Annotated in this window: 14 protein-coding genes; 7 read left to right on the top strand and 7 right to left on the bottom strand. The window is 63.7% G+C overall.

What is annotated here, in order from left to right:
- Positions 1–17: 17 nt before the first annotated feature.
- The gene (locus CBM2594_RS17145; protein WP_198048166.1) at positions 18–929 is read right to left on the bottom strand and encodes a LysR substrate-binding domain-containing protein; all 912 of its coding nucleotides are present in this window, start codon (positions 927–929) and stop codon (positions 18–20) included.
- A 148-nt stretch (positions 930–1,077) separates the two neighbouring features.
- Between CBM2594_RS17145 and CBM2594_RS17150 the strand changes: the two genes are divergently transcribed.
- The 4 genes from CBM2594_RS17150 (at position 1,078) to CBM2594_RS17165 (ending at position 5,224) form a co-directional block, all read left to right on the top strand.
- Positions 1,078–1,950 carry a transketolase gene (locus CBM2594_RS17150; RefSeq protein WP_116358031.1) on the top strand — a complete coding sequence of 291 codons (873 nt, stop codon included), beginning with the start codon at positions 1,078–1,080 and terminating at the stop codon, positions 1,948–1,950.
- Entirely contained in the window at positions 1,947–2,951 is a 1,005-nt protein-coding gene (locus tag CBM2594_RS17155) for a transketolase family protein (protein ID WP_116358032.1), read from the top strand. The genes CBM2594_RS17150 and CBM2594_RS17155 overlap by 4 nt, the downstream gene beginning before the upstream one ends.
- 11 nt (positions 2,952–2,962) lie before the next feature.
- A complete protein-coding gene (locus tag CBM2594_RS17160) occupies positions 2,963–3,820 on the top strand; it encodes an NAD(P)-dependent oxidoreductase (RefSeq protein WP_116358033.1) in 858 nt (285 codons plus the stop codon).
- Positions 3,821–3,898: 78 nt separating this feature from the next.
- Complete coding sequence (locus CBM2594_RS17165) at positions 3,899–5,224, top strand: MFS transporter (protein WP_116358034.1); 1,326 nt, start codon at positions 3,899–3,901, stop codon at positions 5,222–5,224.
- 134 nt (positions 5,225–5,358) lie between these two features.
- Here CBM2594_RS17165 and CBM2594_RS17170 read toward each other — a convergent pair whose 3' ends face one another.
- The 5 genes from CBM2594_RS17170 to CBM2594_RS17190 all read right to left on the bottom strand — a co-directional run bounded on the left by CBM2594_RS17170 (position 5,359) and on the right by CBM2594_RS17190 (position 10,110).
- Positions 5,359–6,309 (bottom strand): NAD(P)-dependent oxidoreductase, encoded by a 951-nt coding sequence (locus tag CBM2594_RS17170; protein ID WP_116358035.1) that lies wholly within the window; start codon positions 6,307–6,309, stop codon positions 5,359–5,361.
- On the bottom strand, positions 6,267–6,995 hold the full coding sequence (locus tag CBM2594_RS17175) for an RraA family protein (protein ID WP_116358036.1): 729 nt from the start codon (positions 6,993–6,995) through the stop codon (positions 6,267–6,269). The genes CBM2594_RS17170 and CBM2594_RS17175 overlap by 43 nt, the downstream gene beginning before the upstream one ends.
- 48 nt (positions 6,996–7,043) lie before the next feature.
- Positions 7,044–8,012: a tripartite tricarboxylate transporter substrate binding protein gene (locus tag CBM2594_RS17180; RefSeq protein WP_232346655.1), complete on the bottom strand. Its 969-nt coding sequence runs from the start codon at positions 8,010–8,012 to the stop codon at positions 7,044–7,046.
- A 165-nt stretch (positions 8,013–8,177) separates the two neighbouring features.
- Positions 8,178–9,080 (bottom strand): LysR substrate-binding domain-containing protein, encoded by a 903-nt coding sequence (locus tag CBM2594_RS17185; RefSeq protein WP_116359662.1) that lies wholly within the window; start codon positions 9,078–9,080, stop codon positions 8,178–8,180.
- 145 nt (positions 9,081–9,225) lie between these two features.
- Positions 9,226–10,110, bottom strand: a complete 885-nt coding sequence (locus CBM2594_RS17190) for a LysR family transcriptional regulator (protein WP_116358038.1) — start codon at positions 10,108–10,110, stop codon at positions 9,226–9,228.
- Positions 10,111–10,239: 129 nt separating this feature from the next.
- On the opposite strand from CBM2594_RS17190, the gene argC reads away from it, so the two are divergent.
- Together argC and CBM2594_RS17200 are read left to right on the top strand one after the other, a co-directional pair.
- On the top strand, positions 10,240–11,169 hold the full coding sequence (gene argC / locus CBM2594_RS17195) for an N-acetyl-gamma-glutamyl-phosphate reductase (RefSeq protein WP_116358039.1): 930 nt from the start codon (positions 10,240–10,242) through the stop codon (positions 11,167–11,169).
- Between the two features lie 240 nt (positions 11,170–11,409).
- A complete protein-coding gene (locus CBM2594_RS17200) occupies positions 11,410–12,378 on the top strand; it encodes a threo-3-hydroxy-L-aspartate ammonia-lyase (RefSeq protein WP_116358040.1) in 969 nt (322 codons plus the stop codon).
- A gap of 130 nt (positions 12,379–12,508) precedes the next feature.
- Here CBM2594_RS17200 and CBM2594_RS26855 read toward each other — a convergent pair whose 3' ends face one another.
- Positions 12,509–12,865, bottom strand: coding sequence for a hypothetical protein (locus CBM2594_RS26855; protein WP_232346656.1), 357 nt, complete (start codon positions 12,863–12,865; stop codon positions 12,509–12,511).
- On the opposite strand from CBM2594_RS26855, the gene CBM2594_RS17205 reads away from it, so the two are divergent.
- Positions 12,864–13,910, top strand: a complete 1,047-nt coding sequence (locus CBM2594_RS17205; RefSeq protein ID WP_232346657.1) for a hypothetical protein — start codon at positions 12,864–12,866, stop codon at positions 13,908–13,910. The two genes, CBM2594_RS26855 and CBM2594_RS17205, sit on opposite strands and share 2 nt — an antisense overlap.
- Positions 13,911–13,915: the final 5 nt, after the last annotated feature.

Raw genomic sequence — 13,915 nt, forward strand, 5'->3', positions numbered from 1 at the left:
GTGCGCGGTCGCCGGAACTAGCCTGAAGGCTGGGCCAACTCCGCCAACAGCCAATGTTTGAAGACCTCAAAAGAGTCGTGCTGGCGAATTCGCCTGGGGTAGACCAGGTGATGTCCAACGTATTGCACGTCCTGGGTCTTGCCGCGCAACGGGCACACCAGGTGGCCCTTTGCCAGTTCTCGCTCGGCAAGCAACGTCGATTCCAGCACGACGCCGAGGCCATCCGCTGCGGCCGAAATGGCCATTGAACTGCGGTCGAACCGCAAGCCGTAGTGATGCGGCGGCAGCAGCCGGTTGGCTTCGAACCAGCCCTTCCACTGGAACATCTGCAGGTCGCACTGGATCAGCGTTTGCTGGTACAGGTCTTCGGCGGTCTGGATCTGCTGCGCGATTTCCGGCGTGCACAGCGGAGTGAGTTTTTCCATCGCCAGGGGCACCTTCTCGTATGGCGATGGCTTCGGTTCGCCGTAGACGATATCGAAATCAAAGTCATCATTCTCGAAGCGCGCGTACTCCGTGCTCGCCGAGATTCGCAAATCGATTTGCGGATGGTCTCTGACGAAGCGCGCGAGCCGCGGCAGCAACCACTGCGTGGCAAAGGTCGGCGCGGTATGCAAGCGCAGTGGAGCCGGCTCGTCCGCGGTCACCAGCGCAAAGCCGCGCCGCATTTCTTCCAGACCTCGTTGGACATGCTCCAGCAGCGTCTCGCCTTCGCGGGTCAGCCTGACCTCCCGGGTGCTCCGTTCGAATAACCGCAAGGCGACCATCTCTTCCAGCTTTCTGATGGAGTGGCTCACAGCGCTCGGAGACAGGTCGAGCTCGTCGGCTGCCAGTGCGAATGAGCACGTGCGTCCCGCTGCCTCAAACACCCGCAACGACGGCAACGGGACCTTACGCAGGGACTGGATTCGTGAAGTGGATTCATCCATTGCTGCAAACGTTTCTTTTGTAGGGCCGAAATCCCGATGATAGCCTTCACGCAACCTCTGCAGCGGGCCGGCGATTCATGAACGTGCCTCACGTTAACCCTGACGAGCGCCGCCTGCGAGAGTGATGCCAAACCAAGGAACGGAGACAATGACAGCACTTCAGTCACCTCAGGCGACAACCCCGTCGCACGCAACCGTCGCGCACCATGCATGGCGCATTCGGCGCTTTGCCCTGCGCATGGGCGAGGTCCAGGGCCAGGGCTATATAGGCCAGGCCCTGGGCTATGCCGATGTCCTGGCAACGGCGTATTGCCATGCCATGCAACTGCGGCCCGCGCAACCGGAGTGGGAAGGGCGGGATCGCTTCCTGCTGTCGCATGGCCACTACGCCATCGCGCTCTACGCCGCCCTGATCGAGGCCGGCATTATCGACGAGGCGGAGCTCGAAACCTACGGCTCGGACGACAGCCGCCTGCCAATGTCCGGGATGGCGACGTACACGCCGGGTATGGAAATCTCCGGTGGCTCCCTCGGCCAGGGACTGGCCATCGGCGTCGGCATGGCGCTCGGCCTGCGCATGAAGGGCAGCCCGGCCTTTGTCTACAACTCGATGTCCGACGGCGAACTGAATGAGGGCGCTACGTGGGAAGCTGCGCTGTCCGCCGCGCACCACAGGCTTGGCAATCTGATTGCGCTGGTCGATATCAACCGCCAGCAGGCAGACGGCGTCTCGCACGAAGTGCTGGGCTTCGAGCCGGCCCACGACAAGTGGCGTGCCTTCGGCTGGCATGTCCAGCGCGTCGACGGCAATGACCTGCCGGCCGTGATCGAGGCCTTTGACCGGGCCCGTGCCGTGAAGGAACCGGTGCCCCGCGTGATTCTCTTCGACACGCTGATGGGCAAGGGCGTGCCGTTCCTGGAAGCGCGCGAGAAGAACCATTTCATTCGCGTAGAAGCAGACGAGTGGCAACAGGCCATCGCCGACCTGGATGCCAACTACGCCACGGGAGCCCGCCAATGAGCGCCGCCACGACTACCTCCAAGCCGCGCCTGACGACGTCGGCCATGATCGCCTCGATTGCCGCCGAAGGGCAGCGCACGCGCACCGCGCCGTTCGGCCATGCCCTGGTGGCCGAAGCCGAAAAGCGGCCCGAGATCGTCGGCATGACGGCCGACCTGTCGAAGTACACCGACCTGCATATCTTCAACCAGGCCTTCCCCGAGCGCCATTTGCAGATGGGGATGGCCGAGCAACTGCTGATGGCGGCCGCAGGCGGCATGGCGAAAGAAGGGTTCATGCCGTTCGCGACCACGTACGCGGTGTTCGCCACGCGGCGCGCCTACGACTTCATTCATCAGGTCATTGCGGAAGAGAACCTCAACGTCAAGATCTGCGCCGCGCTGCCCGGCCTCACCACTGGCTACGGCCCCAGCCACCAGGCCACCGAAGACATTGCCCTGATGCGGGGCATCCCCGGCCTGACCATCGTGGATCCTTGCGACGCGCTGGATACCGAGCAGGCGGTGTCTGCCATTGCCGGGCACAAGGGCCCGGTCTACATGCGCCTGCTGCGCGGCAAGGTACCCCTGGTCCTGGACGAATACGACTACAAGTTCGAACTCGGCAAGGCCAAGCTGCTGCGTGACGGCAAGGACGTGCTGATCATTGCCACCGGCCTGATGACCATGCGCGCACTGGAGGTCGCTGACGCCATGTCTGGCGGCGCCGCCGACGTGGCTGTGCTGCACGTACCGACGATCAAGCCGCTTGACGAAGCGACCATCATCGAACAATGCCGCCGCGCCGGACGACTGGTGGTAGTGGCGGAGAACCACAGCCGCGTGGGCGGGCTCTCCGAAGCCGTTGCCATGACGCTGATGCAGGCACGCCTGCAACCAGAATTCCGTGTCGTGGCGCTGCCGGACCAGTTTCTCGACGCCGGCGCCCTGCCCACGCTGCATGACCGCTACGGCATCTCGACCGCGGCGATGGTGCAGAACATCGAGCAATGGCTGAAGTAAAGGATGCATGCATGAAAGTCAATGTCATCGGACTGGGCGCGATCGGGCTGCCCATGGCCCTGCAGATTCATCGCGCCGGCCACACTGTCGCCGGCATGGATGTCATGGAAGCTGCGTGCGAGAAGGCCGCAGCGCAGGGCATGACCGCGGTCAATCGCGTGTCGGATCTTCCTGCAAGCGAGACCGTGGTCGTCATGGTCGCCACGCCGGAGCAACTGGCAAGACTGGTCGAAGAGGCTGTCGAAACCGCGCCCGCCGGGCTGGCCGGCCAGCACTGGATCATCATGTCGACCGTCGGACCGTGCAGCGTCCGTGAACAAGGCGAGCGGCTGCGCAGCGCGGGCGCACGCGTCGTGGATGCGCCAGTCACCGGCGGGGTGGCGCGGGCACGCACTGGCGAGCTGGTCATCTTCGCCGCTGGCAATGCCGCCGACATCGAAGCCGTGCGGCCGGTGCTGGAAGCGATGGGCGCTGTGCGCCATACGGGCGCGATGCTGGGCGACGGCCAGGCCATCAAGGTCGTCAATCAGCACCTGTGCTCGGTGCATATCGTGGCGGCCGCGGAGGCGCTCAGCCTGGCGCGCTCGCTTGGCCTCGATCCGGCGCAAGTGCTGCCGCTGATCGAAAAGGGCGCAGCCGGGTCATGGATGCTGTCCGACCGGGGTCCGCGCATGCTGCAGGGTACCGACGTGGAGGTAACCAGCGCGATCAACATCTTCGTCAAGGACAGTGGCCTGGTCGCGGATGCGGCGCGTGGCTGCGACGCACAGGTCCCGCTTCTCGACATCGCTCATGCACGCTATTGCCAGGCAGCAGACGCGGGTCTGGGCGCTCATGACGACAGCCGGGTCATCGAAACCTGGCAATAGCGCGTCCCGGCGCCCAAACATATGGCGGCATGGGCAAAGATGCTCCGCCGCCAGCTATAAAGAGATTGGAGACAACCCATGACCACAGTGACATCCACAGGCGCGCCAGAGCGGGACGGTGCCGTCAAAGTATCCATCGCGTCAATGATCGGCTCCGCGGTGGAAAGCTACGATTTCTTCATCTATGGCACGGCCGCCGCCGGCTGGTTCGGCAAGGTCTTTTTCCATACCACCGAGCCCATCGTCGGCATCCTCGCTGCCTTCGCCACGCTGGCGGTCGGCTTCTTCATGCGGCCGCTTGGCGGCTACCTGGCCGGCCATTACGGTGACCGCATCGGCCGCAAAGCCGTGTTGTTCTGGTCACTGCTGGCAATGGGCGGCGCCACCGTATTGATTGGCGCGTTGCCTACCTATGAACAGGCCGGCGTCATCGCGCCCATCCTCCTGATCCTGCTGCGGATGATCCAGGGCATTGGCTTTGGTGCCGAGTGGGGCGGCGCCGTCCTGATGGCATGCGAGCATGCGCCGCCGCGTCGCCGCGGCTTCTTCGGCGCCGTGCCGCAGATCGGCATTCCGATGGGCCTGCTGATGGCCAATGGCGCGTTCCTGTTGTCCGCCGCGCTGTTCGAAGGCGATTGGGTATGGCGCATGCCCTTCCTGGTCTCGATCGTGATGGTGGTCATCGGCATCTTCATTCGCCTGAGCGTGAAGGAATCGCCGGACTTCGAGGCGATGAAGGCAGGGAACACGATCGTCAAACAGCCGGCCATGGAAGTGCTGCGCAACGACTGGCGCAAGGTCCTGCGCATTATCGGCGTGCGGTTGGCCGAGACCGGCGGCTATTACATCACGACGAGCTTCATGCTGTCATATGTAGTCCTGGCGCAGGTCTCGACCAGGGAAAACGTTCTCTGGGGCACGATGATCGGTTCCGCGCTTGGTCTGGTCAGCCACCTGATCTACGGCGCCTGGAGCGATCGCATCGGGCGTCGCCCGGTCTTCTTCATCGGCGCGCTGTTTACGATCGCCTTCGGCATCCCGATGTTCATGCTGATCAACACCGGCGCGGCCATCATGGTGGTGACCGCCATCTCGCTGTCCTTGTTGCTGAGCCATGACCCGATCTTTGCAGTCGAGCCAAGCTGGTTTGCCGAACAGTTCCCGCCCAATGTGCGATCGTCCGGCATCTCGCTGGGATACAACGGTGCATCACTGGTGGCCGGCACGCTGCCGTTCGTTGCGACCGGCTTGTACGGGATGGTGGGATGGATGGGTCCGGCGGTGCTGTTCTCGCTGCTCGGGGTGATCTCCACCCTGTGCGCATTGACCATGCGTGAGACAGCACCAGCGCTGGCGGAACGAGACCCGACGATCGCACGGGCGCACCGGCCTGTCGTGGGCTGATGGGAGAGATTGCTTGATGTGCGAAAGGCCCGTGGCTTTGTTTGACGGGCCAACGCTTGTCATGACGCCTGGCATATGGAAGATGCGCAGCGCCCCGGCCGAAAGGCGGGCGCTGCTGCCAGTCCGCCAGCGCGCTACGAAGCGGCCTCGCCAAGGACCCTGAGGATGTTCTGCGCCGCCGCTACGCCCATCTCCCGGTACGCCGCCGTGGTGGTGCCACCGATGTGCGGGGTGAGAATGCTGTTCGGTGCCGACGCCAGTGGGGAGCCCGGTGGTAGTGGTTCGACATCGAAGCAATCCAGGCCAGCAAAGACGCGCCCTTCGTTCAGCGCTTCAACCAGGTCCTTCTCTTCAAAGAGACCGGCACGGGCGGTGTTCACGACGATCGCTCCCGGCTTTAGCATTGCCAGTCGTTCCCTGTTGAGCAGATTGCGTGTCTGCGGCGTCAGGGGGCAGTGCAGCGACACCACTTGCGCCGACCTCAGCAAAGGCTCCAAAGCCATAAGTTCCACATATCCCGGGAGCTTTGGTGGGTCTGCGTAGGGATCGTGCAGTACAACGCGCATGCCAATAGCGTGGGCAATGGCGGCGACCTTCATGCCAATCGAGCCTCCACCGATGAGGCCGAGCACGCTGCCGGCCAGCTCCAGGCCCTGGTAGGTGTCCTTGTCCCAATGGCCTTCGCGAAGTCGGGCATCGAGTGGAACAATGCGACGTGCACAAGCCATCATCAGGCATACCGCCTGCTCAGCTACTGCCTGGCTGTTCGAACCCAGTGCGGCTATGACCGGAATCCCCAGCGTTTTCGCTGCCGCGGCATCGATGTTGTCGATGCCAACCCCGTGCTTGGCGATGACCTTCAACTGCGGGGTTGCGGCCTCGATTACCTTTCCGGAGACGTTGCCGTAGCGGACCAGGATTGCTACGGGCTTCAACTCTTGCGCCATAGCAGCCAGTTCTGACTCGCTGGAACGGACGTCCGCATAAACGACGTCGAAGTCAGATAGCATCGATACGGCATCAGGGTGCAGCCCGGCGGCCGTTACCAGAATCGTGTTGCGACCATTCGTCTTGTGTACTTGCATGGCTGCCACTCCTTACAGCGCAGGCAGGCGCTGCGCAGGGCGCCGTTCAGCCAAGGTGATACAAGTTCGCCGCGTGCGATTTCTTCCAGGCGGGTGCGTTCGGCCGCAAGCTTTGCCTCTGCAGCGTCCAGCACGGCATCGACTTGCTCTCGCGGAATCACCACGATGCCATCAACGTCGCCGACCACCAAGTCGCCCGGGCTCACAGCCACGCCACCGGCGGAGATTTGCCTGCCGAGCGTACCGGCCAGCGCCTTGGTCGGACCGCACGGATTGCGGCCAGCCGAGAAGATCGGGAAGGTGCCGGCGGCCAGTGTGTCGGTGTCACGCGATGCAGCGTCGACCACGAAGCCTGCCAGCCTTGCCGCTTCAGCTTGCGCCACCATCAGTTCACCGAACAGTGCGCAGGTGCTATCGGCCTTGCCGTCCACCACGATAACGTCGCCGGGCTTTGCCACTGCCAGCGCCACGTGGAACATCAGGTTGTCCCCGGGACGCACTTCCACCGGGAAGGCGGGGCCAACGACCTGCATGTTGGGGTTCAGCGCCTGCACGCGGGAATCGAGCGTGCCACGACGACCGGCCACATCGCACAGGATGGCAGCCTGGAACCTCCTGGCGCGTTCAATCTGAGCGGGCGTGACACGTGGGAATTCAGCCGCAGCCTGGTAATCGAAGCTAGTCATGATGAAACCGTATGGGGTAAGGTAAATCGAGGGATGGCGGGGCCGTTGTTACTTGGGCATGCGGTCTGCGATGGCTTGGAGGGCCGGACGTTGCTTGGCAAGCGACGCTTCCCAGTCGGCTCCGGACAGATAGGACAGAACCGGCGCGTCGTTGCTTGCGATCTTGATGAACTCGGGGTCGGCGACGCTTTCGGCGATTGCCTTTTGCAGACGCGCGGCGATTTCAGCGGACATCCCCCTCGGCGCAGCGAAACCGCGCTCGGACGTCATGGTCATCTTGTAACCGGCCTCCGCTGCGGTCGGAACGTTCGGCAGTGCCTTCGAGCGTTGCTCGCCGAACTGCGCTACGGCTTTCAGGCTTGCGGTGGCGCTCCGAAGTTCGGGCATTTCTGCAGCGCTGACAAAGGCATAGTCGACGTGACCGCCCATGAGTGCCGTCTTGGATTCCGCGGTGCCTTTGAACGGCACGTCGTTGGCCTCGACCTTCGCGATAGCCTGCAGCTGGATCAATGCCAGATGCCCGTTCGTCCCGACGCCGTTGTAGCCGAAGGAGAGCGACCCGGGATCCTTCTTCAGGGCGTCGACCGTTTGGCCGAGCGTTGCGTATTTGGCGTCGCGCTTCGCGACAAGGACCGTTGGGTCATTCACAATTCGCGCCAGCAGAGTGAAATCCTCGACGTGGTATTGCGTCTTCTTTGACAGCGGCAGGAACACAAAGCCCGGAACATTGATGATGCCGAGCGTGTAGCCATCCGCTTTGGCGCGTGCGACGTATGCGTTTGCGATTTCGCCGGAAGCGCCCGGCTTGTTGATGACCACTACGCGAGCCTTGCCACCAAGACGCTTCTGGATAAACGGTGCAAGAGAGCGAGCCATCAGGTCGGTGCCGCCGCCAGGGGCGAAGCCGACAACGACCTCGATAGGCTGGTCGTCGGGCCAGGCCGCCTGTGCGGCGGGGGTGATGGCTGCGATGAGGCAAGCGCCTGCGAGCTTGCGAATGACGGTCAAGCATTTCACGTGTCGTCTCCGAATGTTCTGTGTCATTGCTGTGGACACATCATGGGGCAACACTTCTATGCTGAAAAGCGATTTAATCGAATGGGTTGTTATTCGAAAATGGAAAGACTCGGGTAATCACCAGGCGACATTCCGCTACCGAAGCGAACTATGAGCCTCTTGGAGCTAGTTCCGGGTCATAGGACCGATCGAATAGTTCACAGCCTCGCGTACGTATTCCCGAAGCCTGAGAACCAGGTTGCGATTGTCGTCGCGTCGCCACAAGAAGCAGTAGTCGAGCGTCGGCAGAGGCGGTTCGCTCGACAGTTCGCGCAATGATCCTCGCTGCACCCACATGTGCATGTAGTCGGCCGGCAGGAAGCTGATGCCTACCCCGGCCGCTGTCAGCCCGGTGATTGCCATCAGGCTGTTGCAGGCGAGGATGCGCTGGACCTGCAATCCTTGTGCGGCCGCCCACTTGTCAAACGCGCGCGTCAGGCCAGAATCCTCCGTCATCGTAATCACGGGGTGCCGCTCGAAGTCCTCGGGACGCAGGACACGGTTGCTGCCCACCCGGGAAGGCGATGCCATCCAGGCAAACCGGACCTCGCTCATGACCTCGGCCTGCAACTCGCTATCGTGTGATGGTCCCGGGGCCACCGCGAAATCCAGCTCTCCTCGCGCTACGCGGCGTTCCAGTTGCCGCGCAAGATCGACGTAAGGGCGAAGCACCAGGTTCGGGTGCGATTCTCGTAGCGTGGCCACGAACGTTGGCAACCAGGTCAATGCGCCAAGTTCGCTGATGCCAAACTTGCAGACCCCATGCAGACCTTCGGTCGCTGCGACCAGCCCTTTGACGCTGTCACTCAGCGAGAGCATCTGATTTGCCAACGGCACCATGCGCTGGCCCAGGTCGGTCAGGACCGCTCGCTGGCTTGAACGGTCGAAAAGCGTTCCCCCGATGGATGCCTCGAGTTCAGCAATCCGCTTCGATAGCGATGACTGCGTAACGTGAAGACGATCCGCCGCAATGGCGAAGCTGCCCAGCTTTGCCGCCCAATAGAACGCTTCGAGTTGCTTTAGGGTCATGACATTGAGTGACTGTCCCATCCTTCCGCATGCTTGCGGCCCGGATAGATTGTACGACCCGTTGGAATCGCGGGTGCCGAGGCAACAACACGCCGAGTGGACTCGGTCGTCCCGGGTGAAGAGATGCTTGTTAAAGGCCCAACCCCTACGCCAACCGCAAATCCCACAACACATCCAGCACATGCTGCGTGGAACGCTCGACGTACCCCGCACGATGCGCAATACCGAGCCGTCGCCACAACGCCGGCCGCAGCGGCCGCATGACAATGCGACTATCGGGCGATGGCGTAGTGGCCTCATGGGGCAACAGCGCTGCGCCGTAACCTGCCGCTACCAGGCTCTTGATCGCGTCGTTGTAGTTGAGCTGAATGCGCGGCACCGGATGGTGCCCTGCGGCCGCGAACCACTCCGCAGTCAGACGTGACAGACGTGTGGTCGCGTCATTGAGGATGAGCGGCTGGCCGGCGAGCCATTCCGGGGTAACGCGGGCCGGACTCCGCCAATGCGCCGGCACAAAGGCCATCACAGGGTCGCGGCGCCAGGGCTTGATCACCAGTCCGGCGACCGGGGGCTGAGGCAGCGCGACCACGCCGACATCCAGCGTTCCATCCACCAGCCGGGACAGGGTTTCTTCCGAAGTATGCACGGCAATCTGGATGTCGATGGCGGGATGTTGCTGGCGCAGGGCCTCGAGCGCTTGCGGCAGCAGGTGCGCGATCACGCCCGTGGACGCGCCAAGGCGCGCACGCCCTTCGAGCCCGTCTACCTGGCGTTGAATATCGTCCAATGCCTGCTCCGCGTCGGCCAGCAGCCGGCGCGCGCGCTCCACCAGTACTTCGCCGATTGACGTCGGTCCCACATGTCCGCGCTTGCGTGACAGCAGTGGAGCGCCGATGCGGTCTTCAAGCTCGGCGATATGAAGGCTGACCGTCGGCGGCGCCAGGTGCAAGGCACGCGCCGCATCGGCAAATGAACCACGGTCGGTAACGGCGACCAGGGTGCGCAGGCGGTCCAGGCTGATCTCTCGCATGACGAAGTCCAGATTCAGAAAAGCTGAATGTTTTCGTTATGAAATTCAACTTTGTCTATTCTAGACGTCCGCGCAACATAGGGGCTCGTCTTATCTGTTCAACCCCACAGTCAGCGGAGTCATTCACGTATGAGCTCTCCCATCGTTTTCATCGACGGCGACCAGGGCACCACCGGTTTGCTGATCCACGAACGGCTGCGTAACCGGACCGACATCAGGCTGATGACGCTCGCCGCAGCGGAGCGCAAAGACTTGCGGCGTCGCGCGCAAGCCATCAACGCCTGCGACATCGCCATCCTCTGCTTGCCGGACGCCGCCGCGCGCGAGGCCGTGGGCGCCATCGTCAATCCTGCCGTCCGGGTGATCGACGCCAGCTCCGCCCACCGTACACAGCCGGACTGGACCTACGGATTCCCGGAGATGGCGCCGGGCCAGGCTGAGCGCATTGCCAACGCACGCCGGGTCACCAACCCCGGTTGCTATCCGACCGGTGCGATCGGCCTGCTGCGTCCATTGGTGCACGCCGGGCTCATACCGGACCATTACCCGATCAGCATTCATGCGGTATCCGGCTACTCCGGACGCGGACGCGCCGGCGTGGAGGAATATGAGGGGGCGGCAGCTGACAAAGCGCCGTCATACCAGGTCTATGGCCTGGAACTCGCGCACAAGCATGTGCCGGAGATCCGGCAGCACGCCGGGCTCGCGCAGCCTCCCATTTTTGTCCCTGCATACGGAGCGTTCCGCCAGGGCATCGTGCTGACGGTGCCGCTGTCGTTGCAGTTGCTGGCACCCGGCGTGGATGGCGCCACGTTGCACGCCTGCCTCACGCGCCACTATGCCGAGGCAACTCACGTACGCGTCTTGCCGCTGCACGAATCGGGCGCCCTGAAACACCTGGATCCGCAAGCGCTGAACGGTACGAATGACATGCACTTGAGCGTATTTCCGAGCACGGAACACGGGCACGTCCTGCTATCCGCCGTTTTCGATAATCTTGGCAAGGGCGCGTCCGGGGCGGCGGTGCAGAACCTGAACCTTATGCTTGCGCGGCAATAGCGGCCGTCTTCGTGCTGGCCGACAAGCGATGCCCGCCGAGATAGCGGTTCGGCGATGCTCCAGCCACAGTATCGCTTGCTGCTCAGTCCAAATCGAGTGCATGATGCCACCTGTCAACGCGGACCTGGCGTGGCACCACGATCCCTTCGTCGCACGATTTCCCTACGAATCGCAGTGGCCGGCGGCAGGGGTACGCTTGCCGCCTGGCCCTGGTAACTCTTATCGACGATCGGATTTCCCATGACGAACCTTACCCTGCCCACTTTTGCCGACGTGGAGGCTGCGGCCGCGCGTCTTTCCGGCTTTGCAAACCGCACGCCGGTCAACACCTCGCGCACCTTGAACGAGATCATCGGCGCGGAGGTTTTCTTCAAGTGCGAGAATTTTCAGCGCATGGGCGCCTTCAAGTTCCGTGGCGCCTTCAATGCGCTGTCGAAATTTTCGCCCGAGCAGCGCCGCGCGGGTGTGGTGGCGTTTTCGTCCGGCAATCATGCGCAGGGAATTGCGCTGTCGGCAAAGCTGCTTGGCATGCCCGCCACCATCGTGATGCCGCACGACGCACCCGCCGCCAAGGTGGCGGCAACGAAGGGCTACGGTGCCACCGTCGTGCACTACGATCGCTACACCGAGGACCGCGAGGCGATCGGCCGCAAGCTGGCGCAAGCGCAAGGCCTGACGCTGATACCGCCCTACGACCATCCCGATGTCCTGGCCGGGCAGGGCACGGTGGCCAAGGAACTGTTCGAGGAAGTGGGCCCGCTCGATGCGCTGTTCGCACCGCTGGGCGGCGGCGGCCTGCTGTCAGGCACGGCCCTGTCGACGCGCGCGCTGGCGCCGGCGTGCCAGCTCTACGGGGTGGAACCGGAGGCCGGCAACGATGGCCAGCAGTCGTTTCGCAGCGGTGAAATCGTCCATATCGACACGCCCAGGACCATCGCCGACGGCGCGCAGACCCCGCATCTCGGCCACTACACCTTCGCCATCATCAAGCGCGATGTCGACGATATCGTGACGGCGACGGACGCGGAACTGGTCGAAGCCATGAAGTTCTTTGCGACGCGCATGAAGATGATCGTGGAGCCTACAGGCTGCCTGGGACTGGCCGCGGCCCTGAACATGAAGGACGCCCTCAAGGGCAAGCGCGTCGGCATTGTCATCAGTGGCGGCAACATCGATCTGGAGCAATTCTGCGCTCTGGTGTCCGCGTAGTCGGTTTCCCTTGGTGCCGGCCATCGACGATGGCCGGCATTTTTTCCCGGTGATCGGGTCCGTGGCGGCGACTGGTTCCGCGCGACGCGGCGCATCGCCCGCAGCGTTTCATTCCGGACACATACCTGGGTCATCCTTCGAGCCGATTTTCCATTCCATTTCCGCCAACTAGATTGGGTTCATCGATGGCGCCTTCGCTGCCGTCGACCGTTACGGCCTTTACGACCGCAGAGTCCGAGGAAGGGGAGCCCATGAAAAACGCCCACATCAGAATGGCCGCCGTGCCATTCGCCTGCCTTGTCATCACGCTCGCCGGCTGCGGCGGCGGCGGAGGGGGCGAACCGGCCTCTACCAGCGCCAGCGCCGGCCCGGGCACTTCGCCGGGCACTTCGCCGGGCACGTCGACAGGCACGTCGACAGGCACGTCGACAGGCACACCCACCGCTCCGTCATCACCCGCGCCGGCTGCGGCGACCAGCAGTGCCATGCTGTCCGGCACCACCGATCCAAGGCCGGAGATCGGCGAGGACGGCGACTACTACCTGAACACCGTGACGTGGATGATGTTCGGTCCCAAGGCCAATGGCGCGTGGCCCGCCGGGGTTTCGCTGGCGGGTCCGGGCGGCAATACCGGTGCGGCGGGGAACACCATCCTGTCCGGCTCGGTCGATCCGACCGACAGCGTCGGCAACAACGGCGATTACTACATCAACACCTCGACCTCGACGCTGTTCGGCCCCAAGGCCAACGGCACGTGGCCGGCGGGCGTGCCGCTCGGCAGCGCCACCGGCACGCCGCCGCCCAGCGGCGGCACGGTGCTGTCGGGAACCGGCGCGCCGGATAACGGCCTCGGCAGCAACGGCGACTACTACCTCGACACCAGCACCTGGACGCTGTACGGGCCGAAGGCCGACGGCGTATGGCCGGCAGGCGTCTCGCTGGTCAGCCAGCCGGGCGGCGGTACCGGTGGCACCGGCGGCACCACGGTTGGCAACGGCGGCCACGTGCTGTACGGCAGCGGCGCACCGACCGACGACATCGGCGTGAACGGCGACTTCTATTTCGACACCACCACGTGGACCATGTACGGGCCCAAGCAGGACGGCAAGTGGCCGACGACGGGCGTGACCATGGCCAGCGGCACCGTCTACAACGGCAACTTCAACGTGCCGGATTCGCTCAGCCGCGGCCGCTATGCCATGACCGGCGCCGGCGGCGCGGTACCGTTGCCGTCGGACTTCGGTGTCGTGATTCCCTACGACTGCACGCGCGTCACGCTGACGGCAAGCACGCTGGGCAAGGTGCAGGGCACGCTCGACATCTCGGTGCACAAGGTGACCGGCTCCGGGGCGTCCGTGATGCTGGCACCGGTCAACGCCCTGAGCTGCAAGATCACCAACGGCCAGCAGCACTGCAGCGAGGCCGTGCCGGTCGGGACGATCACCCATGGCGACAAGCTGCAGGTACAGGTCGACAACAACCAGGCCACCGACTGGGGCGGCCTTGCGGTGAACCTTGCCTGCGTCAAGTAGGCGGA

This window comes from Cupriavidus taiwanensis (assembly GCF_900249755.1).
GTDB classification, from domain to species: domain Bacteria; phylum Pseudomonadota; class Gammaproteobacteria; order Burkholderiales; family Burkholderiaceae; genus Cupriavidus; species Cupriavidus taiwanensis_D.

Bases quoted from the DNA above. Each gene is read 5' to 3' on its own strand.
- CBM2594_RS17145 (WP_198048166.1), bottom strand. From the start codon at position 929: ATGGATGAATCCACTTCACGAATCCAGTCCCTGCGTAAGGTCCCGTTG.
- CBM2594_RS17150 (WP_116358031.1), top strand. From the start codon at position 1,078: ATGACAGCACTTCAGTCACCTCAGGCGACAACCCCGTCGCACGCAACC.
- CBM2594_RS17155 (WP_116358032.1), top strand. From the start codon at position 1,947: ATGAGCGCCGCCACGACTACCTCCAAGCCGCGCCTGACGACGTCGGCC.
- CBM2594_RS17160 (WP_116358033.1), top strand. From the start codon at position 2,963: ATGAAAGTCAATGTCATCGGACTGGGCGCGATCGGGCTGCCCATGGCC.
- CBM2594_RS17165 (WP_116358034.1), top strand. From the start codon at position 3,899: ATGACCACAGTGACATCCACAGGCGCGCCAGAGCGGGACGGTGCCGTC.
- CBM2594_RS17170 (WP_116358035.1), bottom strand. From the start codon at position 6,309: ATGCAAGTACACAAGACGAATGGTCGCAACACGATTCTGGTAACGGCC.
- CBM2594_RS17175 (WP_116358036.1), bottom strand. From the start codon at position 6,995: ATGACTAGCTTCGATTACCAGGCTGCGGCTGAATTCCCACGTGTCACG.
- CBM2594_RS17185 (WP_116359662.1), bottom strand. From the start codon at position 9,080: ATGACCCTAAAGCAACTCGAAGCGTTCTATTGGGCGGCAAAGCTGGGC.
- CBM2594_RS17190 (WP_116358038.1), bottom strand. From the start codon at position 10,110: ATGCGAGAGATCAGCCTGGACCGCCTGCGCACCCTGGTCGCCGTTACC.
- argC (WP_116358039.1), top strand. From the start codon at position 10,240: ATGAGCTCTCCCATCGTTTTCATCGACGGCGACCAGGGCACCACCGGT.
- CBM2594_RS17200 (WP_116358040.1), top strand. From the start codon at position 11,410: ATGACGAACCTTACCCTGCCCACTTTTGCCGACGTGGAGGCTGCGGCC.
- CBM2594_RS17205 (WP_232346657.1), top strand. From the start codon at position 12,864: ATGCTGTCCGGCACCACCGATCCAAGGCCGGAGATCGGCGAGGACGGC.
- CBM2594_RS26855 (WP_232346656.1), bottom strand. From the start codon at position 12,865: ATGGCACTGCTGGTCGCCGCAGCCGGCGCGGGTGATGACGGAGCGGTG.